A 24916-nucleotide genomic window follows, 5' to 3' on the forward strand; every position below is an offset into this window, starting at 1 on the left:
GTGTTTGGTAAGCGTAGCGGATCAGAAGCCGATGGCCGGGGGACTCAGCCCGCGGACCGTGGGCATGTGACAACGCCGGCCGCCGCAAAGCCGGCGGTGGCGAACGTCACATCGCCGCCGTTGTCGCCTGCGCGTCCTGCCGCGCCCGCTCCTGTCGTTGAAGCACGGCGCTCGGACACCTACTATCAGGTCAAGGCCACGATCTTCGGGGCGCTGATCGAGGCCATCGATCTCGCCCAGCTCGCAAAGCTCGACGTCGAGTCCGCGCGCGAGGAAATCCGCGACATCGTCAACGAGATCATCGCGATCAAGAACATCGTGATGTCGATCGCCGAGCAGGAAGAACTGCTCGACGACATCTGTAACGACGTTCTCGGTTACGGACCGCTCGAGCCGCTGCTCGCCCGCGACGACATCGCCGACATCATGGTGAATGGCGCCGGCACTGTCTTTATCGAAGTCGGCGGCAAGATCCAGAAGACCGGCATCCGCTTCCGTGACAACCAGCAGCTTCTCAACATCTGCCAGCGCATCGTCAGCCAGGTCGGCCGCCGCGTCGATGAATCCTCGCCGATATGCGACGCCCGTCTCGCCGACGGGTCGCGCGTCAACGCGATCGTGCCGCCGCTGGCCATCGATGGCCCCGCGCTCACCATTCGTAAGTTCAAGAAGGACAAGCTGACGCTGGATCAGCTGGTCAAATTCGGCGCGATCACGCCCGAAGGCGCTCAGATCCTGCAAATCATCGGCCGGGTCCGCTGCAACGTGCTGATCTCCGGCGGCACCGGCTCAGGTAAAACCACGCTGCTGAACTGTCTGACCAACTACATCGACGAAGACGAGCGCATCATCACCTGCGAAGACGCAGCGGAACTTCAATTGCAGCAGCCGCATGTCGTGCGCCTCGAAACGCGTCCGCCGAACATCGAAGGCGAAGGCCAGGTCACCATGCGCGACCTCGTCAAGAACTGCCTGCGTATGCGGCCGGAACGTATCATCGTCGGCGAAGTCCGCGGACCCGAGGCGTTCGACCTGTTGCAGGCGATGAACACCGGCCACGACGGATCGATGGGAACGCTGCACGCCAATAATCCCCGCGAAGCCCTGTCGCGTTGCGAATCCATGATCACCATGGGCGGTTACTCTCTGCCGTCGCGCACCATCCGCGAGATGATCTGCGCCTCGATCGACGTGATTGTACAGGCGGCCCGCCTGCGCGACGGCTCGCGCCGTATCACCCACATCACCGAAGTGATGGGGATGGAAGGCGACACCATCATCACCCAGGACATCTTCCTCTACGACCTGATGGGCGAAGATCTGAACGGCAACATTATCGGCCGGCATCGCTCGACCGGCATCGGACGTCCGAAGTTCTGGGAACGTGCCCGCTACTACAATGAGGAAAAGCGGCTCGCCGCGGCGCTCGATGCCGCCGAAGTTGCAGAGGTATAGGAGCGCCCATGAACATGCAGGCGCTGGCACTGGCTTTCCTCTCCGCCGTCACGGTGGGCGGTCTCGCATGGGTTTTCATCTATCCGCTACTCTCCGGCGAGAAGCAGACCGAGAAGCGCGTCCAGTCCTTTGCGCGCGCCGAACCTGCATTGCGCATCGACGACCGGTCGCGCACGCGTCGCGTAGCTGTCGAAGACTCGATCAAGGAGCTTGAACAGCGGCTCGCCGAGTCCAAGAAAATTTCGATCGAGAACCGTATCTCCCAGGCGGGCATGAGCTGGACCAAGCAGCAGTTCATGATCGGCTCGGGAATTCTCGGCGCGGCCGCTCTGATCGGGTCCTATCTTGCAGGCGCGCCCCCACTCGCATCGCTCGGCTTTGGCATAGGCGCGGGTTTCGGATTGCCGCGCTGGGTGCTGGGCTTTCTCAAGAAGCGCCGCGAAACCAAGTTTCTCGAGGCACTGCCGGACGCCGTCGACGTCATCGTCCGCGGTATCAAGGCCGGCCTTCCGCTGTTCGATTCGCTCAAGGTCGTTGCCGCCGATGCGCCGGAGCCGCTGCGCAGCGAATTCAATGCGATCATCGAAACCCAGACCATCGGCATGCCGCTTGGCGACGCCTGCCAGCGTCTTTACGACAGAATGCCGCTGCCGGAAGCCAACTTCTTCGGCATCGTGATCGCGATTCAGACCAAGTCTGGCGGCAACCTGTCGGAGGCTCTCGGCAATCTCTCGAAGGTGCTTCGCGATCGCAAGAAGATGAAGGCCAAGATTCAGGCGATGTCGATGGAAGCCAAGGCCTCGGCCGGCATCATCGGCGCGCTGCCGCCGCTCGTGATGCTCATGGTCTACATCATGACGCCCGAATACATCTCACTGCTCTGGACCCATCCGACCGGACGGCTGATGCTGGCGGGCTGCGTGCTCTGGATGTCGACCGGCATCATGGTCATGAAAAAAATGATCAATTTCGATTTCTGACGAGGAACCATGGTCGATCTTCTCATCGAAAAGTTCCACGACGTCAGGTTCATGACGATGCTGATGGCGGCGATCGCCGCCGCAGCAGCAGCCTACGCAGTTGTGGCGCCGATGTTCGCCGGCGACGGACTGGCCAAGCGCATGAAAGCCGTCGCCAGCGAACGCGAGCGGATGCGCCAGCGCGAACGCGACCGGCTCAACCGCAACGAGAAAGTTTCGCTGCGCCAGACGCCGAAACAGGTCGTGGCGAGAGTCGTCGAAGACTTCAACCTCGGCAAGTGGGTGGCTCAGGAGGAAGCGCGCGACAAGCTGGTGATGGCCGGCTATCGCGGTCAGGCGCCTTACGTCACGTTTCTCTTCTTCCGCCTTGTCATGCCGATCGTGTTCCTGATCTGCGCCATTCTCTATGTGTTCGTGATCTCGAACATGCAGCAGCCGACAGCGATGAAAATCGGCATGTGCCTGGGCGCGACATGGTTTGGCATGCAGGCGCCCATGCTGTTCCTGAAGAACGCCATTACCAAGCGCCAGTTGTCGATCCGGCGCGCATTTCCGGATGCGCTCGACCTGCTGCTGATCTGCATCGAATCCGGCATGTCGATCGAAGCGGCGTTTCGCCGGGTGAGCCAGGAGATCGGCAGCCAGTCGATCGCGCTGGCGGAGGAATTCTCCCTGACGACCGCGGAGCTCTCGTATCTCCAGGACCGCAAGATGGCGTACGAGAACCTCGCCAAGCGGACGGGCACCGAGGGCGTGAAGTCCGTCTGTCTGGCCCTGCAACAGTCGGAGCGCTATGGCACGCCGCTGGGACAGACGCTGCGCGTGATGGCTCAGGAAAATCGCGACATGCGCATGAACGAGGCCGAGAAGAAGGCGGCCGCCTTGCCGCCGAAACTGACCGTGCCGATGATCGTGTTCTTCCTGCCCGTGCTGTTCGTGGTCATTCTCGGCCCGACCGGCATCAAGGTCTCGGAATACATGAAGTGATGTGAGCGGCGCCGGTCAGGCGCCGCGGCATCGTTCAGCCTCAAGATAGCAGAAATGAAGTGTGGCCTATGAGCGGCTGGGCTCTGCCACGGCCGTTGTGCGCGGACCTCGTCCGCCGCCATCGCGGCTGAGCATCTGCTTTAGATAGGCGACATTGGCTTCCGCCTCTTCAGCGGGAAGGTCTGCCTTCACGATGGTTTCGGCTTCCGCGAATCGTCCCTGAAGCCCGACCACCAGTCCAAGATTCTGGCGAACGCGGGAATCAGCCGAGCCGCGATTATAGGCTCTGCGCAGCACCGACTCGGCCTTGGGAAGATCCTTGGACAGAACATAGGAAATGCCGAGATTCGACAGCACCGACGGCTCTTCCGGGGCAATCTTCAGCGCGCTCGCATAGTAGCGGCGTGCTTCCTCGTGATTGCCGAGTTGATCGAGCGTCGTGCCCTGCACCGACAGAATGCGCCAGTCAGGATTTGCCGGCGTATGGGCACGGGTCAGGATGTCGAACGCCTGCTGGAAATTTCCGTTGTCCGCCAGCGCGCGGCCATAGGCTGCCAGCAACGATTTGTTGCCGGGGTTGGCGATGGTCGCCTGCTCCAGCACGGCAACGGCCTGCTGGCGCTGCCCGTTCAAACGCAGGGACTGGCCATATTGAAGCGCGGCCGCGGCGTCGCGCGGATTGGCACGGTAGCGTTCGCCGTAAGCCTCGATCTCATCGCGCGAAGCAACGCTAGGCCCTGCTTCGGCACGGGCATTGAGCGATCCGGTGATGTCGGGCGAGCGCGCGGTCTGGCAGCCGCCAAGGCTGGCCGCGAGGAGCGCCGCGACCGCAGCGGACCCAAAGTACCTGGCGAAACGGGATGGATTACGCATGACGCTTGGACTCGCTATCGAGGTTTGGCGAAGCCGGATGACGCCAGCAATAGACTGTTAACCCTAATGGCTGGTTAATTCCCCCGAGCGGCAACGGTGCCCGCCCCTGCGCGTCCCGATCGGAAAGACATGTAAAAACACCATCTTGGGCCTGCTGCGCAGTGCGGCCACGCTGCTATAGTGAGCATCTGTCACGCACCCTGTCCGGGAACTCCATGCATCCAGCCTTCCAGAACGCCTCATCCGCCGTCCCCATTACCTTTGCCACCAAATCGACCTGGGACACCGTCAGCGCCGCCCTCCCCGCCACAGCCCGGCGGTTCGCAGCGGCCAATGCGTTCGCCGCAAAGCCCGGCCAGTATCTCGCGCTGCCGGCGGAGGACGGATCGCTCGCTCATGTCCTGTTCGGCATCGAGGATGCTTCCAGCGAGTGGCGCGATCTTTTCCGGCCGGGACAATTGCCCGGCCTGCTGCCGGCAGGCACCTACAGTTTTACGAATGAGCCGCACGACACCCGGCTTGCAGCGCTTGCCTTTGCGCTCGGCAGTTACCGGTTCAATCGCTATCGCAAGAACGATGCACCCGGCGCACGGCTCGTCCCGCCCGACGGCCTCGACATGGTTGAGCTGACGCGCATGGCGGACGCCGCGGCACTGGCGCGCGATCTCATCAACACACCCGCCAACGACATGGGGCCGGACGAACTCGCGCAGGCCGCACAGGCGCTCGCCGAAAAGTTCGGCGCGGCCTATAGCTGCATTATCGGCGACGACCTGCTGAAACAGAATTTCCCGCTGATCCATGCGGTCGGCATGGCCTCGACCCGCGCGCCGCGCCTGATCGACATCACGTGGGGCGACGCATCGCATCCGAAAGTGACGCTGGTCGGCAAGGGCGTCTGCTTCGACACCGGCGGGCTCGATCTCAAGCCGTCGAGCGGCATGCTGATCATGAAGAAGGATATGGGCGGCGCAGCCAACGTGCTCGCGCTCGCTCAGATGATCATGGATGCGAAACTCAAGGTTCGCCTGCGTGTTCTGATTCCCGCTGTCGAGAATTCTGTCGCGGGGAATGCCTTTCGCCCGCTCGATATTTTTCCCTCGCGCAAGGGCGTCAATGTCGAGATCGGCAACACCGATGCGGAGGGACGCCTCGTGCTGGCCGACGCACTGGCGCTGGCTGACGAGGAGAAGCCCGATCTGCTGATCGATCTCGGCACACTGACCGGCGCCGCGCGCGTCGCGCTGGGGCCGGACCTGCCGCCGTTCTACACCAACGATGAAACGCTCGCAGCCGACGTCGCGCGCCACGCCCGCGCCGAGAACGATCCGCTGTGGCGGATGCCGCTGTGGATGCCGTACGATTCGTGGCTGGATTCCAAAACCGCCAATCTCAACAACGCACCCGGCGGCGCGTTCGCCGGCTCGATCACCTGCGCGCTGTTCCTGAAGCGCTTTGTCGAAAGCGCCAAGAGCTGGTTGCACGTCGATATCTACGGCTGGACGCCATCGGCCAAGCCCGCGCGTCCCGAAGGCGGAGAATGCCAGGCCGCGCGCGCGATCTACAAACTGTTGAGCGAGCGGCATGGCTGATCTCCCCCGCGATCCCAGGCTCACGCCCGCACGGCCTGATCTTGCCGCGAAGCATCTCGAAGGCAAGGTGACGGCCGCGCGTTTTGTCGAAGGAACGGAATATGAAATCTTCGATCCCGTTGCGCCGGTCCGGCGCGAGCCTTCGCACGAGGCAGCATTGGACACCGAGGCGCTGAAGGGTGAACGCGTCGTCATCTACGATCGCGACGCCGAGGGATGGGCGTGGGGCCAGCTCAAGGCCGACGGCTATGTCGGATGGCTCCCCGACAATGCGCTGGTTCAGCCGCGCTCGACACCCACGCACAAAGTCACGGCGCTGCGCACCTTCGCGTTTCCAGGACCCTCGATCAAGCTGCCGCCGGCGGAAAGCCTGCCGCTCGGCGCACATATCGAAGTCCTCAAGACCGAAGGCGGCTTCGCCATTACCAGCCAGCGGCATTATCTGCCAGCGCAGCACGTGGCGCCGCTTAACACCAATGAGACGGATTTCGTTGCCATTGCGGAACGCTTCGTCGGCACGCCCTATCTGTGGGGCGGAAGGACAAGCCTCGGCATCGATTGTTCGGGACTGGTGCAGGCCTCACTCGCGGCTGTCGGCATCGCAGCGCCGCGCGACAGCGACATGCAGGAAGGCGCTCTGGGAACGGCGTTGCCACCGTCGCAGTGGCATGATCTCAAACGCGGCGATCTGATCTTCTGGAAGGGCCATGTCGCAATCGTGCGCGATGGCAGCACCATCGTCCACGCCAACGCGCACCACATGGCGACAGCCATCGAGCCGACAGACGCAGCCATGGCGCGCATCGAAGCCGCAGGCAGCGACGTGACCAGCATCAAACGCTTGCGCTAGCTTTCACAAATCCGGCACGATATTCGGCGCGGCTTCGATGTTGAACGCCGCCGCGAACAGCGCGCGCGTATAATCGGATTTCGGATTCTTGAAGATATCCGCCGCGGCGCCTTCTTCCACCACCTTGCCGTGACGCATCACGATCAGGTTGCTCGCCAGTGAAGCCACCACGCGCAGGTCATGCGAAATGAACATGTAGGTCAGGTCGCGCTTGCGTTGCAGCTCGCGGAGCAGATCGACCATCTGCGCCTGGAACAGCATGTCGAGGGCGCTGGTCGGCTCGTCCAGCACCACGAAGTTCGGCTCCAGCACCACGGCGCGTGCGATACTGATGCGCTGACGCTGGCCACCGGAGAATTCATGCGGATAACGGAAGCGCGTCGCGGGATCGAGGCCGACATCCTTCAGCGCCTTGATCACCCGTGCCTCGCGTTCGGCCTCGCTCAGCGACGGCTGATGCACGCCCAGGCCCTCAGCAACGATGTCGCCGACCGACATGCGCGGGCTGAGCGCCCCGAATGGGTCCTGAAACACGATCTGCATGTCACGCCGGACCGGACGCATCTCCTTGAACTTCAGGCCCTGAATATCCTTGCCGAGAAACACGATCGGCCCGTTCGATGAAATCAGGCGCAGCAACGCGAGGCCGAGCGTGGTCTTGCCCGAACCGGACTCGCCGACCACGCCGAGCGTTTCGCCCTTGCGTACCGACACGCTGACACCGTCGACCGCCTTGATGTGGCCGACGGTCTTGCGCAGCAGGCCGCGCTTGATCGGAAACCAGACCTTCAAATCATCGGATGACATCACCACCGGCGATTCCGGCCGCGGCGGCGCGGGATCCGGCTTCGGCTCCGCCGCCAGCAGCGCCTTGGTGTAAGGATGCTGGGCCGCGGTGAAGACCTGTTCCACCGGCCCCTGCTCGACAATCCTGCCGTTGTTCATGACACAGACCACATCGGCGATGCGCCGCACGATGCCGAGGTCGTGGGTGATAAACAGCATGCTCATGCCGAGGCGCTCGCGGATATCGGCGAGTAGCTTGAGAATTTGCGCCTGCACAGTGACGTCAAGCGCCGTGGTCGGCTCGTCGGCGATCAAAAGGTCAGGCTCGTTCGCCAGCGCCATCGCTATCATCACGCGCTGGCGCTGTCCGCCGGACAACTGATGCGGATAGCTGGCGAGGCGCGTTTCCGGTTCCGGAATGCCGACCTGCGTCAGAAGCTCAAGTGTCCGCGCCCGTGCCGCCGCGCCGCGCACGCCGCTGTGCAGATAGATCACTTCGCTGATCTGCGCCTCGATGGTGTGCAGCGGATTAAGGGACGTCATCGGCTCCTGGAAAATGATCGAGATGTCGTTGCCGCGAATGCCGCGAATCTCGTTCTCGCTCATCTCGAGCAGGTCCTGCCCCTTGAAGCGGATGCTTCCGGTCGGATGATGCGCCGTGGGATACGGCAGCAACTTCAGCACAGACAGCGCGCTGACGGATTTGCCCGAACCGGATTCCCCGACCAGCGCCACGCACTGTCCGCGCTCGATCGAGAACGAAATCTTGTCGACTGCAATACTTTCATTGCCGCCCTGACGGAACGCCACAGACAGGTCGCGGACATCGAGAAGAGGCTGGTTGATGGAATCCAACATGGCCTTACCTGAACGTCTTGCGCGGATCGAAGGCGTCGCGCACGCCCTCGCCGATGAAAATCAGAAGCGACAGCATGATCGCGACCGAGAAAAAGCCGGTGAAGCCGAGCCACGGTGCCTGCACATTCGATTTGCCCTGCGACAACAATTCGCCGAGCGACGGCGAACCCGGCGGCAGACCGAAGCCGAGGAAATCCAGCGCCGTCAACGTCATCACTGACGACGAGACGATAAACGGCAGGAACGTCATGGTCGCCACCATGGCGTTCGGCAACAGATGCCGGAACATGATGGTGGCATTCGAGACACCCAGTGCCCGCGCCGCCTGAATGTACTCGAAGTTGCGCCCGCGCAGGAACTCCGCGCGCACGAGGCCTACCAGCGACACCCAGGAGAAAAGCAAAAGAATTCCGAGCAACACGAAGAAGCCGGGCACGAGCACCGATGACAGGATCAAGAGCAGATACAGTGACGGAATCGCGGTCCACACTTCGATGAAGCGCTGGAAGCCAAGATCGACCCATCCGCCGAAATAGCCCTGCACACCGCCGGCGGCGATGCCGATCACGGAGGAGATGATCGTCAGCGTGAGACCGAACAGCACCGATATCCGGAAGCCGTAGATCAGGCGCGCCACCACATCGCGGCCCTGATCGTCGGTGCCGAGCCAGTTATACTCAAGGTCGCGGCAGCCGCGCAGGCCCTTCTTCTCGACCACCGACTTGCATTGCGCCTCGGTGAGCATCCATGTCGGCTTCGACGGCGCCGGCGTCGGCAGATCGAGATTATGCGTGCTGTAGGAATAGCGGATCAACGGCCAGATCACCGTGCCGTTCTTTTCCTTGATCAGTTTCTGCAGATACGGATCGCGGTAGTCGGCAGCCGTCTCAAAGTCCCCGCCGAATGCGGTTTCGGGATAGGTCACGAAGGCCGGGAAATACAGTTTGCCGTCGAACTTGATCAGGAACGGGCGATCGTTGGCGATCAGTTCTGCGAACAGCGAGACAAGAAACAACAGTGCGAAAATCCAGAACGACCAATAGCCGCGCCGGTTGGACTTGAAATTGCGCCAGCGGCGCTGGTTGAGCGGCGATATGCCGAGCGGGTGGCGCGACGGCGGCACGGCTTCGCCCATCGGCGACAAGGCCGTGGTCTCGACGGGCGGGACGGGGGCGATCGTCATACCTCGCGCGCCTCGAAATCGATCCGGGGGTCGATCCACATATAGGCAAGATCAGAGATCAGATTCACCACAAGACCGACCAGAGAGAAAATGAACAGCGTACCGAACACCACCGGATAATCGCGGTTCAACACGCTCTCGAAACCAAGCAACCCGAGGCCATCGAGCGAGAAGATCGTCTCGATCAGCAGCGAGCCGGAGAAAAACGCGTGAATGAACGCACTCGGAAAGCCGGCGATCACGATCAGCATTGCGTTGCGGAAGATGTGGCCGTAAAGCACCTGCGTTTCGCTGCACCCTTTGGCGCGCGCGGTCATCACATACTGCTTGCGGATTTCATCGAGAAACGAGTTCTTGGTCAGCAGGGTCATGGTCGCGAAGGCGCCGAGCGCCATCGAAACCAGCGGCAGCGTGATGTGCCAGAAATAGTCGGTGATCTTCTGGTACCACGGGAATTGCGACCAGCCGTCCGAGGTCAGCCCGCGCAGCGGGAAGATGTCGAAGAACGATCCGCCTGCGAACAGGATGATCAGCAGAATTGCGAACAGGAAGCCCGGGATCGCGAAGCCTATGATAATGATGCCCGATGTCCAGGTATCGAATTTCGAGCCGTCCCGAATGGCCTTGCGGATTCCGAGCGGGATCGAGATCAGATAGGTCAGCAGCGTCATCCAGATGCCGAGAGACATCGAAACCGGCAGTTTCTCCTTGATGAGCTGGATCACGCTGACGTCACGGAAGTAGCTCTTGCCGAAATCGAAACGCGCGAAATTCCACAGCATCAGCGCGAAGCGTTCCGGCGCAGGCTTGTCGAACCCGAACTGCTTTTCGAGGCTCTTGACGAAATCCGGATCGAGCCCCTGCGCACCGCGATACTTTGAAGACACCGCATCAGCCGACGCCCCGGCCTGCGGCCGCGAGGCGAAATCGCCGCCGGACGATCCCGAAATGCGCGAACTGGCTCCGGTGTCCGAGCCGGAAAGCTGAGCGATCACCCGCTCAACCGGGCCGCCGGGGGCGAACTGCACCACAACGAAAGACACGAACAGGATGCCCAGCAGTGTGGGAACCATCAGCAGAATGCGGCGGGCAATATACGCGGTCATGGATTACTTCGCCTGCACGGGCTTGGCCTGCTCGGGCTTCTTGGCTTTTGCCTCATCGAACCACCACAGGTCAGGCGCGCCGACGCCAGTGGCGTAACGCGGAATGTTCGGAGGATGGGCGAAGACATCCCAATAGGCAATGCGATGGCTGGCGGAATACCATTGCGGCACCCAGTAGCGTCCCGCGCGGAACACGCGGTCGAACGCGCGGCAGGCGATGCGCAATTCGTCGCGATTCTCGGCCGCGATGATGCGCTCGATTAGCGCATCGATGGCGGGATTCTTGATGCCCGACAGATTCTGCGATCCCTTGACGTCGGCGACCTGTGACGAAAAGAACGTCCGCATCGCATCACCCGGCGTCGACGACATGCTGAAGCGCTGGATCGCGACATCGAAATCGAAATCATCGACCCGTGCCCGGAACTGCACCGGATCGACCAGCCGCACGCTGGCGTCAATGCCGAGGACGCCGAGATTCTTGATGTAGGGCGCGTGGTGCGCCTGAAACGCAGGCTCCTCGAGCAGAAACTCGACCCGGAAAGCATCGCCGTTCGGCAGCCGGCGCTTGCCGTCCTTGATGACGCATCCGGCGTCCTGCAACAGCTGCGACGCCTTGCGCAGCAGGGTCCGATCCTGTCCCGATCCGTCGGTGACCGGGGGCAGGAACGGCGCGCCGAACACCTCGTCAGGCACCTGACCGCGGAACGGCTCAAGCAGTTTGAGTTCTTCCGGCGGCGGCGGCCCCTCCGCCATCAGGTCAGAGTTCTGGAACGGCGAGACAGTTCGCGCATAGGCGCCGTACATGATGGTCTTGTTGGTCCATTCGAAATCGAACGCCTGGATCATGGCTTCCCGCACGCGCGGGTCCTTGAACTGCGCGCGGCGCGTGTTCAGGAACCAGCCCTGCGCGCCCGACGGTGTGTCGTCCGGCAGCAGCTCCTGCTTGACGCGGCCGTCCTTGATGGCGGGGAAATCGTAGCGCGTGTTCCAGATGCGCGCCGTGAATTCCTCTCGATAAAGATAATTCCGGCCGGTGAAGCCTTCGAACGCGACATCGCGGTCGCGGTAGAACTCGTAGCGCACGGCGTCGAAGTTGAAGGCGCCGCGCGACACCGGCAGATCCTTCGCCCACCAGTCCTTGACGCGCTCGTATTCGATATAACGTCCCACCTCGAAGCGGCCGACCTTGTAAGGCCCGGAGCCGAGCGGAATATCGAGAGTGGATTCGTCGAACGCTTTCTTGTCGTAGTACGCCTTCGAAAAGATCGGCAATCCCGCGGCATATAGCGGCACATCGCGGCCGCGCTTTGCCGCGAATGTCACCGTCAGCGTGGCGTCGTCACCAGCTTCCGCCTTGATCATGTCGCGGAGCTGCTGCTGAATGATCGGATGACCTTTCTCCTTGAGGATCGTCAGGGAGAACGCGGCGTCCTTCGCGGTGATTTTGCTGCCGTCGTGAAATCGCGCCTCAGGCCGCAGCGTGAACCGATATGTCAGCTTGTCCGGCGAAATCCGCACCGACCGCGCGACCAAGCCGTACATTGCGTCCGGCTCGTCGCTGGCGCGCACCATCAGCGCCGCGAAGGTCTGATCCATGCCGATCGCGCCATCCCCCTTGAGGATAAAGCTGTTCAGCGAGTTGAACGTAAGGAACGACTGATTGTAGGCGCGCGACGACGGAACGGTCGAGAACACGCCGCCCTTCGGTGCGCCGACATTGACGTAATCGAAGTTCTTGAAGTCCGCCGGATATTTCAGATCGCCGAAGGCCGACATGCCGTGGCTATCGGGGGCGGCCTGGATGCCGGATTGAGCCATAGCCGACAGCGGCGACCATGCCGCAGCCATCGCGCTGCCGCCAAGGACCAGAACCCGCCGCCGCGAAAGGCCGCTCAAGAGCGCTTGCCGATCTTGTCGGCCTTCTCTTTGTCGAACCACCAAAGCGCCGGCAGACCGGAGCGGCCGTATTTCGGAAGCGGCGCGTGGCTGAAGCGATCCCAGCGCGCGTAGCGCGAGAACCCGTAGGTGAATTGCGGCACGACATAATAGTGCCAGAGCAGCACACGATCGAGCGCCTTGGTCGCCGCAACCAGCGTCTCACGGTCCTTCGCGAAAATGATCTTGTCGATCAGCCTGTCGATGACGGGATTCTTGATGCCGACGGTGTTGCGCGAGCCGGGAATGTCGGCCGCCTGCGAGCCCCAAAAATCGCGCTGCTCGTTGCCCGGCGAGAGCGATTGCCCCCAGATGTCCGAGATGATGTCGTAGTCGAAATTCCGCACGCGGTTCTGATACTGCGCGTCATCGACTGTACGCACATTCACGGTGATGCCGAGCCGTTCCAGCGACGGCTTGTAGAACAGCACGATGCGCTCGAACGATGGATTATCCAGCAGAAATTCGACCGCAACCGGCGTGCCGTCTTTTTTGACCAGCTTGCCCTCGCGGACTTCATAGCCGGCTTCGCGCAGAAGCCTTGTAGCGTTGCGAAGATTATCGCGCACCTTCTCCGGATCGCCGCCAACCGGATTTTCGTAAGGCTTGGCGATCACTTCCGGCGGAATGTCGCCGTAGACCTCCTTGAGAATTTCAAATTCTCTCTGAACCGGAACGCCGGAGCTGGCGAGTTCAGTGCCTTCGAAGTAGCTGTTGATGCGCTTGTACTGGCCGTAGAACAATTGCTTGTTCATTTCCTCGAAATCGAACGCATAATTGAAGGCGCGGCGCACGCGCTTGTCCGCAAACAGTTCACGGCGGATGTTGAACGCAAAACCCTGCATCCGCCCGGAATCGTTGATCGGAAATTCTTCAAGGACGACGCGCTTCTCGGTCACGGCGGGAAAATTATAGGCCGTTGCCCAGCTCTTCGCGGAGGACTCGATGATCCAGTCCGCCTGGTCGGCCTTGAAAGCTTCGAGCGACACCGTCGTGTCGCGGAAGAACTCAAACCGCATCTCGTCGAAATTGTTCTGGCCAACGCGCGTCGGCGCCTTCTCGCCCCAGTAATTCTTCACCCGCTCCAAGGTGACGGAGCGGCCCGCGACAAAATCCTTGATGGCATAGGGCCCGGAGCCGAGCGGCTTCTCCAGCGTCGTCGCGCCGATGTCGCGCTTGCGGCCTTCGCTGTCCTTGCCTTCCCACCAGTGCTTCGGAAGCACCGTCAGTTCACCGACGATGGTCGGAAGCTCGCGATTGCCGGGCGCGTCGAACGTGAACTTGATGTCGTGCAAGCCGACCTTTTCCGCCTTCACCACATGCTTGTAGTAGGACGAATACATCGGACTGTATTTCTTCAGCGACTCCAGCGAGAACACCACGTCTTCCGGAGTCACCGGCTTGCCGTCATGCCACTTCGCGTCCTTGCGAAGACGATAGATCACCCACGAATGATCGTCGGGATGCGATACCGACTCCGCCAGCAGACAATATTGGGTGGTCGCCTCATCCAGAGACCGCGCCATCAGCGTCTCGTAGATCAGCCCGACTGCGGGCGCGATCGTTCCCTTCACGCCGGCGACAGCGAGATTGAAGTTGTCGAACGTGCCGATCGCAATCTGCCGGGCGATACCGCCCTTCGGCGCATCCGGATTGACGTAGTCGAAACGCTTGAAGTCGGCGGGATATTTGATGTCGCCGAACAGCGACAACGCATGTTTCCATTCCGGAGCGGTCTGGGCCTGCGCGGAAGCCACCACGTCCAGCCCTGCCGCTTTCAGCATCGGAACCGTGGCAACAAACGCACCGCTCTGAAGAAGATCGCGTCGGGAAATGCTCAAATTCAATGTTCCTGTTGCTGATCGAAAAACAGATGCCGAGGCAACGTCTTGGCCGATTATGTCGGTTTTTGGATATGACGCCAGCCCGTTGCGGCGCGTTCTTTGCGGCGAAATGTCCGGCTCGAAAACAGCAGCAATTGCAACGCAAAACGGCCAGGCGAACCTGGCCGTTTTAGGATTAAATTTCTGTCACGCGCCGAGCTTATTTGCTGGCGGTCGGCAGCGGCACCGGGGTGTCGGCCAGCGTGCGCAGATAGGCGATCAGATCCGCGCGCTCGCTGTCCTTGCTGATGCCGGCGAAGCCCATCGCGGTGCCGGGGATAAAGCCCTTCGGGCTGGCGATGAACTTGTTGATGGCATCGTAGGTCCACTTGCCGCCCTTGCCCTTCATGGCAGCGGAGAAGTTGAAGCCGTTACGGCCATGGCCGATCTCGTCGTCGATCACGCCGTAAAGATTCGGACCGACCTTGTTCGGGCCGTTCTTCTCGAAGGTGTGGCAGGCTGCGCACTTCTTGGCCGCGGCAGAACCCTTCTCGACAGAGGCGGTCTGGAGCAGCTTCTCGATCGGCTCGCTCGGCGCAGCCGCGGCAGCCGGACCGGCGCCTTCAGCTTCCTTGATCGCGATTTCAAAACCGGGCTTTTCGGGCTTCTTCGGCGAGAAAATCGCGTTGGCAGCCATATTCATGGAGAGCAGAACGAGGCAGGTGGCGAGCACCGCACCCATGATCTTGTTGAGTTCGAAGGAGTCCATTTTCGATCAGGCCCCGAGCCGGAAAGTCGATACATTTAGCCGCGCAGAGCGACCTTGGATTGCTACCGGGAACAGGCGTGCAGCGCAATACAGGCAGCGGGATCGAGATAACGGTTTGCCTGCCTTCTGGCAACCCGTATAAACGCGCCGACCCCTTGAAAACACCGTCATTTTCCTCGCCAACCCGGCCGTCCCGAGCCCAGCGTCCCCCATGAAAGAAACCCGCGCCCTGGTGCTGATTCCCGCCCGCATGGCTGCGACCAGGCTGCCGGGAAAGCCCTTGCTGGACATTTCCGGTCTGCCCATGATCGTCCATGTCGTGCGCCGTGCGGACGCCGCGCGAATCGGCCGCGTGGTTGTGGCGACCGACGCACCGGAGATCGCCGAAATTGTCACGGCGCATGGTGGCGAGGCCGTCATGACCCGCGCAGATCATCCGTCCGGGTCCGACCGGATTTTCGAGGCGCTTCAGACCATCGATAGTGCAGGACAGATCGACACCATCATCAATGTGCAGGGCGATCTGCCCACCATCGCGGCCGAGGACATTCGCGCCGTACTGGCGCCGCTTGCCGATCCCGAAGTCGATATCGCCACGCTGGCCGCCGTGATCGCCAAGGACGAGGAACACACCAATCCGAACGTGGTTAAGGTCATCGGATCGCCGCTGAGCGTTGCCCGTTTACGGGCGCTGTATTTCACGCGGGCGACGGCTCCCTATGGAGACGGCCCGCGCTATCACCACATTGGGCTTTATGCCTATCGCCGGAGCGCGCTGGCGCGGTTCGTCGCCCTGCCGCCCTCGCCGCTGGAGACCCGGGAAAAGCTCGAACAGCTTCGCGCCCTCGAGGCCGGCATGCGGATCGACGTGACGGTGGTTGACACGGTGCCGCTGGGCGTCGATACGCCTCACGATCTTGAGACCGCGCGGCAAATGCTGGCAGGCAAAGCACAATGACCAAATCGATGAAAATCGCCTTCCAGGGCGAGCCCGGAGCCAACTCGCACATTGCGATTGCGGAAGCCTTTCCAGACGCCACGCCGCTGCCTTGCGCCACCTTCGAGGATGCACTGGCGGCGATCTCGTCGGGCGAAGCCGGCCTCGGCATGATTCCTATAGAGAACTCGCTGGCCGGCCGCGTCGCAGACATTCATCACCTGCTGCCGCAGTCAGGACTGTTCATCGTCGGCGAATGGTTTCTGCCGATCCGCCATCAATTGATGGGTCCGCGCGGCGCAAAGCTTGACGGCATCAAAACGGTTGAAAGCCATGTCCACGCCATCGGGCAATGCCGCAACATCATCCGCAAGCTCGGCATCAAGCCGATTGTCGCGAGCGACACAGCGGGCGCAGCGCGCCTCATCGCGGAGCGCGGCGATAAAAGCTGCGCGGCAATTGCCTCGCGTCTTGCTGCGGACATCTATGGTCTCGACATTCTGGCCGAGGACATCGAAGACGAGGCTCACAATACCACGCGCTTCGTCATTCTGGCGCGCGAGCAGCTCTGGGCCGCGCAGGGCTCCGGCCCGTTGGTGACGACTTTTGTTTTCCGGGTGCGCAACCTTCCGGCGGCGCTCTACAAGGCGATGGGCGGCTTTGCCACCAACGGCGTCAACATGACCAAGCTCGAGAGCTACATGGTGGAGGGCAACTTCTTCGCCACGCAGTTCTATGCCGATGTCGACGGTCACCCGGACGACAAAAATCTCGCCTATGCACTGGAAGAACTTAAATTTTTCTCTAAAGAACTGCGGATCGTCGGGGTCTATCCGGCGCATCCGTTCCGCGTCGCATTCACGGAAAAGGCTGCGGAATAAGGCGATTTACGCCGCCGCCTGTTTGCCGATGCCGAACGCATCCGCCAGCAGGCTGTAGGAACGCTTGCGTGCATCGTGATCGTAGGTCGCAGTGATCACCATCACCTCGTCGGCCTTGCAGGTCTCGATCAGCGGCGTGATTTTCTCCATCACCGTCTGCGGTGAGCCGACGAACAGCCGCGAGCGATTGCGCGCAATGCTGGCGCGCTCGGCGTCCGAGTAGGGATAGGCCTGCGCCTCCTCGATGCTCGGCAGCGGGCGATACTGCCCGCGATCGCGCAGCAGACGATTGAGATCGGCGGACGATGCCAGCCGGTCTGCCTCTTCATCCGTCTCCGCCATGATCACGGCAATCGCAAGAATGGCATACGGCGTTTCGCGCCAGTTCGACGGCTTGAAATGGGCACGATAGTGAATCATCGCATCGGCCGCATCGTGCGAGGCGAAGTGATGCGCGAACGCGAAGCCCATGCCGACCTGAGCTGCAAGCTGCGCGCTGTAGTCGCTTGATCCCAGCAGCCAGATCGGCGGCAGCGGCGCATCCTCGGGCATCGCAATCACGTTGTGATAGGGATGGCCGTCGGGGAACTTGCGCGTCTCCCATAACGTCAGTTCGACAAGGCGCTCGATGAAATCGTCGCCGCCGCGCGGATCGAATCGCTGACGCAGTGCATGCATCGTCGTCTGATCGGTGCCGGGCGCACGGCCAAGGCCGAGATCGATGCGGCCGGGAAACAGCGCTTCCAGCATCTTGAACCGCTCGGCGACCATCAGCGGCGCGTGGTTCGGCAGCATCACGCCGCCGGAGCCGACACGGATGCGCTGCGTCGCAGCTGCGATCTGCCCGATCATGATCTCGGGCGCGGGGCTCGCAACCGAGGAAAGGCTGTGATGCTCCGCCAGCCAGTAGCGCGTGTAGCCGAGGCGGTCGGCATGCTTCGCCAGATCGATGCTGTTGCGCAGCGACTGGGAAGGTTTGGTGCCGGTGGTGACGACCGAAAGGTCGAGAACGGAAAGCGGGGTCATGAAGCCAAATTAGTCACTCGCAGGCGCCTGACAACGCGTCGCCCGGGCATGCCATCGAGCCGGTTGCCAAAACCGAGTGGGCAAATATATGACAGATTGATTAAGCCCATGAATATCTGCCCACTACAAACACGCTGTTTCATCCGAAAAATGCGCTAAATTGCCGGTTTCGTTGGAAAAATATCGAATCTTTTGCCTCCACGGCATTCGCCGGCGGCCTTGATCCTATCGGCAAATGGCACAAATTGGGCAATTTCCCACGGCCGAAGCCTGACGGATGGGCTGTCGGAAACGCGGTCTTTCGCATATTTTGTCCGGAATGGCGAAACGGTGACGAAGTCCGGCCCAAAGGGCGGAATGAAGGCGCACCCAGTTCGCAGAGGCCGCTGCCCATTCCGGCCCCGCGCCGCCATCGAGATGTGGAGTTGAGAAGCGTGACGAGCGAAGCAACCGCCCCGGCCGGATCGCAGGGGCAAAAACGTCCGGCGATTTCCTTCGAGTTCTTTCCGCCCAAGACGGAAGAGATGGAGCGCAATCTCTGGGAAGTCATCAACCGGCTTGCACCGCTGACGCCGAACTTCGTTTCGGTGACCTACGGCGCCGGCGGCTCGACCCGCGAACGCACCCATTCGACCATCGCGCGCATCCTCTCCGAGACCAAACTCACGCCCGCCGCGCATCTGACCTGTGTCGACGCCACCAAGGCGGACATCGATGACGTGGTCGCGCGCTATCATGACGTCGGCGTCCGCCACATCGTGGCGCTGCGCGGCGATCCGGTGAGCGGCATCGGCAATGCCTACACCGCGCATCCCGAGGGCTATCAAAGCTCCGCCGATCTCGTCGCCAGCATCAAGCGTCATCATCCCGATATGGAAGTCAGCGTCTCGGCGTATCCCGAGAAGCATCCCGAAAGTCCCACGCTCGAGGCCGATATCGACGCGCTGAAAGCCAAGGTCGATGCCGGCGCGACCCGCGCCATTACCCAGTTCTTTTTCGATAACGATCTCTACTTCCGTTATCTCGACCGCGTCCGCGCCGCCGGCATCACGATTCCGATCGTTCCCGGAATCCTGCCGGTGCAGAACTTCAAGATGGCGTCCAATTTCGCCAAGCGCGCCGGCGCAACGATGCCGGAATGGCTGTCGGCAAAATTCGAAGGCCTCGACGACGATGCCGACACGCGCCGTCTGGTCGCGGCGACTGTCGCCGCCGGTCAGGTGCAGAAGCTCGCCAAGCATGGCGTCGAGAATTTTCACTTTTATACGATGAACCGTGCGGATCTTGTGTTCGCCATCAGCCACCTTCTGGGAATTCGTCCCAACGGTGCGCAGAAAGCCGCGTGATCCCATGACGAAAAGAACATCTCCGGTCACCGAACAATTCCGCGCGCTTGCCCGCGAGAAAATCCTCGTGCTCGACGGCGCGATGGGCACCATGATCCAGGGGCTTCAGTTCGACGAAGCGGCCTTCCGCGGCGAGCGCTTCAAGGACTTCCATCGCGACGTCAAGGGCAACAACGATCTTCTCATCCTCACCCAGCCGCAGGCGATCGAAGACATCCATTTCGCCTATCTCGACGCCGGCGCGGACATCGTCGCGACCAACACTTTCTCGTCGACCTCCATCGCGCAGGCCGACTACGACATGGTCGACCTCGCCTATGAACTGAATCGCGACGGCGCCAGGCTGGCGCGCAACGCCGCCAACCGTGCAACCGCGAAGGACGGCAAGCCGCGTTTCGTCGCAGGCGCCCTCGGCCCGACCAACCGCACCGCTTCGATTTCGCCGGACGTCGCCAATCCCGGCTACCGCGCCGTGACCTTCGACGACCTGCGCATCGCCTACAGCGAACAGATCAACGGATTGCTCGACGGCGGCGCGGATATCCTGCTGGTCGAGACCATTTTCGACACGCTCAACGCCAAGGCGGCGCTCTACGCTATCGCCGAGATCACCGAAGCGCGCGGCATCCATGTGCCGGTGATGGTGTCCGGCACCATCACCGATAAATCAGGCCGCCTGCTGTCGGGCCAGTTGCCGGAAGCATTCTGGTATTCGGTCCAGCACGCCAATCCGATCACCATCGGCTTCAACTGCGCGCTGGGCGCGGAAGACCTGCGCGCGCATATCGCCGATATCGGCCGTGTCGCGGACACACTTGTTTGTGCTTATCCGAACGCGGGTCTGCCGAACGAATTCGGCCAGTATGACGAGAGCCCGGAATACATGGCGCGCCTGGTCGGCGAGTTCGCGCAGGCCGGTCTGGTCAATGTGGTCGGCGGCTGCTGCGGCACCACGCCCGCACACATCAAGGCGATTGCCGAGGCCTGCGCGCCGCACAAGCCGCGCATCGTTCCCGAAATTCCGCCGCTGCTGCGATTGTCGGGCCTCGAGCCATTCAACCTCACCTCCGACATTCCGTTCGTCAACGTCGGCGAACGCACCAACGTCACCGGCTCGGCCCGCTTTCGCAAGCTGATCAAGAACGGCGATTACACCGCCGCCCTTCAGGTCGCGCGGGATCAGGTCGAGAACGGCGCGCAGGTCATCGACGTCAACATGGACGAGGGCCTGCTCGACTCCAAGCAGGCGATGATCGACTTCCTCAATCTGGTCGCCTCGGAGCCGGACATCGCCCGCGTGCCGGTGATGATCGACTCGTCGAAATTCGACGTGATCGAGGCCGGCCTGAAATGCGTTCAGGGCAAGCCGATCGTCAACTCGATTTCCATGAAGGAAGGTGTCGACAAATTCCTGCATGAAGCAGGAATCGCGCGCCGTCACGGCGCGGCCGTGGTCGTGATGGCCTTCGACGAAGTCGGACAGGCCGATACCTTCGAGCGGAAGATCGAAATCTGCAAACGCGCCTACGACCTCCTGGTCGAGAAGCTCGATTTCCCGCCGCAGGACATCATCTTCGATCCGAATATTTTCGCCATCGCCACCGGTCTCGAAGAGCACAACAATTACGGCGTCGATTTCATCGAAGCCACGCGCTGGATCCGCCAGAACCTGCCGCATGCGCATATTTCCGGCGGCGTCTCCAACCTGTCGTTCTCGTTCCGCGGCAACGAGCCGGTGCGCGAGGCGATGCATTCGGTGTTCCTGTATCACGCCATCAAGGCCGGCATGGACATGGGCATCGTCAATGCCGGGCAGATGGTGATCTATGACGACATCGATCCCGAACTGCGTCAGGTCTGCGAGGACGTCATCCTCAACCGCGATCCCGGCGCATCGGAGCGATTGCTTGAACTTGCGGAAAAATTCCGCGGCCAGGGCAAGCAGGTCAAGGAACAGGATCTCGCCTGGCGCGAATGGCCGGTGGAGAAGCGCCTGAGCCACGCGCTGGTCAACGGCATCACCGAATACATCGACGCCGACACCGAAGCCGCGCGCCTCACGGTGGAGCGGCCGTTGCATGTGATCGAAGGCCCGCTGATGGACGGCATGAATGTCGTCGGCGACCTGTTCGGCGCCGGCAAGATGTTCCTGCCGCAGGTGGTGAAGTCCGCCCGCGTCATGAAGCAGGCGGTCGCCTATCTGATGCCGTTCATGGAAAAGGAAAAGGCCGACAACCTTGCCGCCGGCATTGCCGGTGACGGCCGCAACTCCGCCGGCAAGATCGTGCTCGCCACCGTGAAGGGCGACGTCCACGACATCGGCAAGAACATTGTCGGCATCGTGCTTCAGTGCAACAACTTCGAGGTCATAGACCTCGGCGTCATGGTGCCCGCTGCCAAGATCATCGAGACGGCAAAGGCCGAGAACGCCGATATCATCGGCCTTTCCGGCCTGATTACGCCCTCGCTGGACGAGATGGTGTTCATGGCCTCCGAACTGGAGCGTCAGGGGCTCGACCTGCCGCTGCTGATCGGCGGTGCGACCACCAGCCGCGTGCATACCGCGGTGAAGATCGATCCCGCCTACAAGCGCGGCCCGGTGGTGCACGTCAACGACGCCAGCCGCGCGGTGGGCGTGGCGTCCTCGCTCCTCTCGGCCGAGAAGCGCGAAGACTATGCCCGCGAGGTGCGCGCCGATTACGCCAAGATTTCGAATGCGCATTTCAAGGCGCAGCAGAACAAGAACCGGCTGTCGCTCGACGCCGCGCGCGCCAATGCGCATGTCATCGACTGGAAGAAGACCCAGCCAAAGAAGCCGGCGTTCATCGGCATCAAGAGCTTCAGCGACTATTCGCTTGAAGAACTTGCGGAGTACATCGACTGGACGCCGTTCTTCCAGACCTGGGAGCTGACCGGGCGCTTCCCGGCCATTCTCGACGATCCAAAGGTCGGCGAAGCCGCACGCGCGCTCTATGACGACGCCCGCAAGATGCTCGACCGCATCGTCAAGGAAAATTGGTTCAAGGCCAGCGCCACCATCGGCTTCTGGCCCGCCAATGCCGAAGGCGACGACATCGTTCTCTACAGCGACGAGGCGCGCACCAGGCCGCTGACCACGCTGCATACCCTGCGCCAGCAGCTCGAGAAGCGCGAAGGCCGCAAGAACGTCGCGCTGTCGGACTTCATCGCGCCGGTCTCAAGCGGCGTACCGGATTACATCGGCATGTTCGTGGTCACCGCAGGCATCGGCGAGGACGTGATCGCGGATCGTTTCAAGAACGCCAATGACGACTACTCGTCGATCCTGGTGAAAGCGCTGGCGGATCGTCTGGCGGAAGCCTTTGCCGAGCGGATGCATCAGCGCGTGCGCAAGGAGTTCTGGGGCTACGCGCCGGACGAGACATTAAGCACCGACGAACTGATCCTCGAACAGTATGCGGGCATCCGCCCCGCGCCGGGCTATCCGGCCCAGCCCGATCACACCGAGAAGGCAACGCTGTTCCGCCTGCTCGATGCAGAGCGCACCGCAGGCGTGACCCTGACCGAGAGCTTTGCAATGTGGCCGGGTTCGTCGGTCTCCGGTCTCTATTTCAGCCATCCGGAAAGCTATTATTTCGGTGTCGGCAAGATCGAACGCGATCAGGTCGAGGACTATGCCGAACGCAAGGGGATGACGCCGGAGGAAATCGAGCGCTGGCTGGCGCCGATCCTCAACTACATTCCATCGCGTGATGCACGGCCAGAGTCTGACGAGACTGATGTCGCGGAATTGCCGCTGGCCAAGCATCCCCCGGGCTGCGGCTGTGCGATGCATCTGCGGATGAACGGCAAGCCGGTGGCGGATGCCGTCGCGCGCTGAAGTTGATTCAACTTCGCTGTATCTAACGCTTGATGTCGCGCGGTCTGCGATCGCGTTATATTGATATGTTCCCGGAACTCACGCGCGTGTGACATCAACTGTTGCATAACCTGGAACCCCCTCCCGCATGAGGCGTTGGTGCGCCGCAAGCTTCAACCTCACAAAAGGAGAGATCATGAGCAAGGTGAGCTTTTTCGCCGCCGCTGCGGCTGTAACCGCTTTGGTCGCCACTCCGGCCCTCGCGCAGGACACGGCAAAGCCGCGCGCTGCGATGCAAGGCAAGAGTGACAAAGCCAAACAGATCAAGCCCATGAAGCACAGTGCCAAGCACACCATGCATATGAAGCACAGCGCCCGTATTCACAGCCGTGACCGGGCCTACATGCGCTCCGCCGCCGTGGACAATCGGAATGATTGGGATCGCGGCTGGGATAACCGCGGCTTCTGGCCGGGTGCCGTTGCCGCCGGCGCGGTGGGAACCGCGGGTGCCGTCGCAGCCGGTGCCGTGAATACTGCAGGCGCCATTGCCGCCGCGCCGTTCGGCGGACCGTATCGCGAGGGCTATGCCTATCGTGACACTTACGCCTTTGGTCCGGGCTATGTGGACACCACCTACACCTACAACGGCGTAGCGATTCCGCAGTCGTCGAATTATGCGGCGCGAAATGGCTTCATGTGTCAGCCGGGCACCTTCATCAAGGGAACGCGGAACATCTGCCAGTAACGTTTGATCGCGATTTAAATTGAACAACAGCGGTGGGCGGAATCACTCCGGCCACCGCATTGGCCTGTCAGTTCGGCGGCGCCAGCGGCTGCACGATATCCTGGAACGGCTGCAACGCTTCGCAGGTCTCCGCATGACGATCGAGCGCCGGATAGCGCGCCGCATCGAATAGCCCGGCATGGGCTTCCCGCGTGAAACGGATGACGCAGGCCACCGCAATGTCGGCGTGGGTAATGTTGTCACCGAACCAGTATCGCGTCTTGTGCCGCGCGCGATCCTCCTCGAGGCTCGCGAATACACCGGCGATCTGCGAGCGGCAGCGCTCGACCCAGCGTTTTGATTCCTCGCCGCGCAACACGCGTTCATAGAGCAGGCTGACCGCCTTGTCGCCGAGGCCCGTGGCCAGCGCGCAGATGTGCAACACCTCGCGCCGGACATGACCGCAATCGGGGATCAGCGCCCGCGACGGGCCGGATATCTCGTCAAGATAATCCAGGATGGCCGTGCTCTCGATCAGCACCTCGCCGTCGTCCAGCACCAGCGTCGGCACCCGCATCAGCGGATTGTAAAGCGCGATCTTCTCGGCATCGCCGAAGGTCGACCACGGCGTGTGCTCGAACGGAATGCCGTAGAACCGCAGTGCGAGCGCGACACGGCGCACAAAAGGAGAGTCGTACTGGCCGATCAGATTCATCAGGTGATCTCCGCCGCGAGATTGCGAGCGCAATTACACCCGGCAACGCACCCGGCTGGCAAGCATGCTGGCAACCCTTACTCGCATGTACCCACAAGGCCGATATGCTCCCTCTCCCCAGCGGGGAGAGGGTTGGGGTGAGGGGGTTCCGATCTATCGGGATTCTACGCCCTCACCCGCCGCGCTCCGCGCGTCGACCTCTCCCCACGGGAGAGGTGAAGAGCCGAGTTCTGCTTTTAAAAACAAGCT

Annotated in this window: 19 protein-coding genes; 10 read left to right on the plus strand and 9 right to left on the minus strand. The window is 61.8% G+C overall.

Features of this window, described 5'->3' with window-relative positions:
* The 3 genes from ACP7AL_RS15045 to ACP7AL_RS15055 are packed head-to-tail and all read left to right on the plus strand — an operon-like array spanning position 1 to position 3422.
* On the plus strand, positions 1 to 1455 hold the full coding sequence (locus ACP7AL_RS15045) for a CpaF family protein (RefSeq protein WP_425992477.1): 1455 nt from the start codon (positions 1 to 3) through the stop codon (positions 1453 to 1455).
* An 8-nt stretch (positions 1456 to 1463) separates the two neighbouring features.
* A complete protein-coding gene (locus tag ACP7AL_RS15050) occupies positions 1464 to 2435 on the plus strand; it encodes a type II secretion system F family protein (protein ID WP_425992479.1) in 972 nt (323 codons plus the stop codon).
* A gap of 9 nt (positions 2436 to 2444) precedes the next feature.
* A complete protein-coding gene (locus ACP7AL_RS15055; protein WP_425992481.1) occupies positions 2445 to 3422 on the plus strand; it encodes a type II secretion system F family protein in 978 nt (325 codons plus the stop codon).
* 66 nt (positions 3423 to 3488) lie between these two features.
* Here ACP7AL_RS15055 and ACP7AL_RS15060 read toward each other — a convergent pair whose 3' ends face one another.
* The gene (locus ACP7AL_RS15060; protein WP_425992483.1) at positions 3489 to 4295 is read right to left on the minus strand and encodes a tetratricopeptide repeat protein; all 807 of its coding nucleotides are present in this window, start codon (positions 4293 to 4295) and stop codon (positions 3489 to 3491) included.
* A gap of 215 nt (positions 4296 to 4510) precedes the next feature.
* On the opposite strand from ACP7AL_RS15060, the gene ACP7AL_RS15065 reads away from it, so the two are divergent.
* Together ACP7AL_RS15065 and ACP7AL_RS15070 are read left to right on the plus strand one after the other, a co-directional pair.
* Positions 4511 to 5887, plus strand: coding sequence for a leucyl aminopeptidase family protein (locus ACP7AL_RS15065; RefSeq protein ID WP_425992485.1), 1377 nt, complete (start codon positions 4511 to 4513; stop codon positions 5885 to 5887).
* A complete protein-coding gene (locus ACP7AL_RS15070; protein WP_425992487.1) occupies positions 5880 to 6737 on the plus strand; it encodes a C40 family peptidase in 858 nt (285 codons plus the stop codon). The genes ACP7AL_RS15065 and ACP7AL_RS15070 overlap by 8 nt, the downstream gene beginning before the upstream one ends.
* Positions 6738 to 6740: 3 nt before the next feature.
* Here the strand turns inward: ACP7AL_RS15070 and ACP7AL_RS15075 are convergent, their stop codons facing one another.
* From ACP7AL_RS15075 to ACP7AL_RS15100, 6 genes are all read right to left on the minus strand, one after another.
* Positions 6741 to 8378 carry an ABC transporter ATP-binding protein gene (locus ACP7AL_RS15075; protein ID WP_425992981.1) on the minus strand — a complete coding sequence of 546 codons (1638 nt, stop codon included), beginning with the start codon at positions 8376 to 8378 and terminating at the stop codon, positions 6741 to 6743.
* A 7-nt stretch (positions 8379 to 8385) separates the two neighbouring features.
* Positions 8386 to 9564, minus strand: a complete 1179-nt coding sequence (locus tag ACP7AL_RS15080) for an ABC transporter permease (protein ID WP_425992489.1) — start codon at positions 9562 to 9564, stop codon at positions 8386 to 8388.
* On the minus strand, positions 9561 to 10670 hold the full coding sequence (locus ACP7AL_RS15085) for a microcin C ABC transporter permease YejB (RefSeq protein ID WP_006022747.1): 1110 nt from the start codon (positions 10668 to 10670) through the stop codon (positions 9561 to 9563). The genes ACP7AL_RS15080 and ACP7AL_RS15085 overlap by 4 nt, the downstream gene beginning before the upstream one ends.
* Before the next feature lie 3 nt (positions 10671 to 10673).
* Complete coding sequence (locus ACP7AL_RS15090) at positions 10674 to 12569, minus strand: extracellular solute-binding protein (RefSeq protein ID WP_425992492.1); 1896 nt, start codon at positions 12567 to 12569, stop codon at positions 10674 to 10676.
* Positions 12566 to 14449 carry an extracellular solute-binding protein gene (locus ACP7AL_RS15095; RefSeq protein ID WP_425992494.1) on the minus strand — a complete coding sequence of 628 codons (1884 nt, stop codon included), beginning with the start codon at positions 14447 to 14449 and terminating at the stop codon, positions 12566 to 12568. The genes ACP7AL_RS15090 and ACP7AL_RS15095 overlap by 4 nt, the downstream gene beginning before the upstream one ends.
* Before the next feature lie 202 nt (positions 14450 to 14651).
* Positions 14652 to 15200 (minus strand): c-type cytochrome, encoded by a 549-nt coding sequence (locus ACP7AL_RS15100; protein WP_006022750.1) that lies wholly within the window; start codon positions 15198 to 15200, stop codon positions 14652 to 14654.
* Positions 15201 to 15411: 211 nt separating this feature from the next.
* On the opposite strand from ACP7AL_RS15100, the gene ACP7AL_RS15105 reads away from it, so the two are divergent.
* Together ACP7AL_RS15105 and ACP7AL_RS15110 are read left to right on the plus strand one after the other, a co-directional pair.
* Positions 15412 to 16158 (plus strand): 3-deoxy-manno-octulosonate cytidylyltransferase, encoded by a 747-nt coding sequence (locus tag ACP7AL_RS15105; protein WP_006022751.1) that lies wholly within the window; start codon positions 15412 to 15414, stop codon positions 16156 to 16158.
* Positions 16155 to 17018, plus strand: coding sequence for a prephenate dehydratase (locus tag ACP7AL_RS15110; RefSeq protein ID WP_024919617.1), 864 nt, complete (start codon positions 16155 to 16157; stop codon positions 17016 to 17018). The genes ACP7AL_RS15105 and ACP7AL_RS15110 overlap by 4 nt, the downstream gene beginning before the upstream one ends.
* A gap of 6 nt (positions 17019 to 17024) precedes the next feature.
* On the opposite strand, the gene ACP7AL_RS15115 is transcribed toward ACP7AL_RS15110, so the two are convergent.
* Positions 17025 to 18044 carry an LLM class flavin-dependent oxidoreductase gene (locus ACP7AL_RS15115; protein WP_425992498.1) on the minus strand — a complete coding sequence of 340 codons (1020 nt, stop codon included), beginning with the start codon at positions 18042 to 18044 and terminating at the stop codon, positions 17025 to 17027.
* 434 nt (positions 18045 to 18478) lie between these two features.
* Between ACP7AL_RS15115 and metF the strand changes: the two genes are divergently transcribed.
* The 3 genes from metF (at position 18479) to ACP7AL_RS15130 (ending at position 23973) form a co-directional block, all read left to right on the plus strand.
* The gene (metF, locus tag ACP7AL_RS15120; protein WP_425992500.1) at positions 18479 to 19390 is read left to right on the plus strand and encodes a methylenetetrahydrofolate reductase [NAD(P)H]; all 912 of its coding nucleotides are present in this window, start codon (positions 18479 to 18481) and stop codon (positions 19388 to 19390) included.
* Positions 19391 to 19394: 4 nt separating this feature from the next.
* The gene (gene metH, locus ACP7AL_RS15125) at positions 19395 to 23249 is read left to right on the plus strand and encodes a methionine synthase (protein WP_425992502.1); all 3855 of its coding nucleotides are present in this window, start codon (positions 19395 to 19397) and stop codon (positions 23247 to 23249) included.
* A gap of 175 nt (positions 23250 to 23424) precedes the next feature.
* Positions 23425 to 23973 carry a hypothetical protein gene (locus tag ACP7AL_RS15130; RefSeq protein WP_425992504.1) on the plus strand — a complete coding sequence of 183 codons (549 nt, stop codon included), beginning with the start codon at positions 23425 to 23427 and terminating at the stop codon, positions 23971 to 23973.
* 67 nt (positions 23974 to 24040) lie between these two features.
* Here ACP7AL_RS15130 and ACP7AL_RS15135 read toward each other — a convergent pair whose 3' ends face one another.
* Positions 24041 to 24667, minus strand: a complete 627-nt coding sequence (locus ACP7AL_RS15135; RefSeq protein WP_425992506.1) for a glutathione S-transferase family protein — start codon at positions 24665 to 24667, stop codon at positions 24041 to 24043.
* Positions 24668 to 24916 lie beyond the last annotated feature (249 nt).

Source organism: Afipia sp. DC4300-2b1 (assembly GCF_049895725.1).
Lineage (GTDB): Bacteria > Pseudomonadota > Alphaproteobacteria > Rhizobiales > Xanthobacteraceae > Afipia > Afipia broomeae.